1 protein-coding gene and 1 pseudogene are annotated in these 1,480 nt (G+C 64.5%); one reads left to right on the plus strand and one right to left on the minus strand.

Translation table 11 applies throughout. The annotated features are described in order from the left end of the window. Positions 1–114 precede the first annotated feature (114 nt). Positions 115–687: pseudogene (locus ACYVOK_RS35595) on the minus strand (SDR family NAD(P)-dependent oxidoreductase); the annotation flags it as partial. A gap of 155 nt (positions 688–842) precedes the next feature. Here ACYVOK_RS35595 and ACYVOK_RS35600 point away from each other — a divergent pair. Then, positions 843–1,480: bifunctional transcriptional activator/DNA repair enzyme AdaA (locus ACYVOK_RS35600; protein ID WP_460667022.1), on the plus strand; the 638-nt coding region annotated here is incomplete at its 3' end.

Consider the following 1,480-nt stretch of genomic DNA (forward strand, 5'->3'; position numbering starts at 1 on the left):
GTGGTCTGCCCCCTGAAAAGTGATCCTCCCTAAGGTATGGCTTTTGAGCCGATGGACCTGCCCCCATATGTGATCCACGGGCGACGCAACTTTCCGGGCCTGGTAAGTTTGTTGGGCGAAGGCGCTCGGGGTCAAGCCACCAAGCGCCGTATGCGGTCTGGTCTCATTGTAATCTCTCCTCCCGTCTTCGATCCGCTCCCTGGCGTCAGCCATGGATAAGAACCACGAGGCGTTCAGGCATTCCGCCCGCAAGCGGCTGTTGAACGCCTCGATATACGCGTTGTCCGTGGGCGTTCCAGGCCGGGAGAAGTCGATCGCCTCCCGCCAGCCGTCCAATGACAGGCCCGATACGGGACCCATCTCGCCAACCCCGCCAGCGTTGTTGAAGGCGATGTCCAGCCCGCCGAAGCGGCTGACTGCCGTGTCGACGAGCGTGCGGGCGAGGGTCTCGTCCCGGACGTCGCCAGCGACGGCAACGGCTTTTCCCCCGGTTGAGAGGATTTCCTGAACGAGATCGCTCAGCGCTCCCTCGCGCCGCGCCGTCACCACGACGCTCGCGCCCTCCCTGGCGAACAGTTTGGCCGTGGCGTAGCCGATGCCGGAGCTCGCACCGGTGACAATGGCGACCTTTCCTTGAAGCATACCCATGTTTTTGATCTCACTGTTGTTGCACGAGACCCCCTTCATGGGGGCAGTCGCCGCGCGGCCGCACTCCGAAACTTGCGGCAGAATTCGGGTGTCGGTCCCTCGGGGTTTGTGGATTGAATTCGACAGCAAGCGACGGAGTGTCGGTTCCGTTCGCCGATCCTAGGCTGGATACCCATCGAACGGAGGACATAACCGTGTTGAAAGTCATGCCGGATGGCGATGCCCGCTGGGCCGCCCTCGAGACCCGCGACCGTACCGCGGACGGAACCTTCGTCTACGCGGTCCACACCACCGGAATCTACTGCCGCCCCTCGTGTGCAGCCCGTCGGCCCCGCACTGAGAATGTCGCCTTTTATCCGACGTGCGAGGCGGCAGAGCGTGCGGGCTTCCGCGCCTGTCTGCGCTGCCGGCCGGACGGGTCGTCACAGCAGGAGAAGGACACGCGGGTAGTCGTCGAGGCCTGCCGCCTGATCGAGGAGGCCGAGACCCTGCCGGCGCTCGCCGACCTGGCCGAGGCCGTGGGATTGAGCCCGTATCACTTCCACCGCGTCTTCAAGTCGGTCACGGGACTCACGCCGAAGGCCTATGCCGCGGCCCACCGCGCAAAAACCCTCCGGGAGACACTTCCTGCCGCCGACACGGTGACGGCCGCCATTTACGAGTCCGGCTTCAACTCCAGTGGACGGTTCTACGCCACAGCCTCGGGGGTTCTCGGTATGGCCCCGACAAGCTACCGGCGGGGAGGCTCACGGACACAGATCCACTTCGCCGTGGGAGAATGCTCGCTGGGATCGATCATCGTCGGCGCTACCGAGAAGGGGATCTGCGCGAT

This window comes from Kribbella swartbergensis (genome assembly GCF_054784135.1).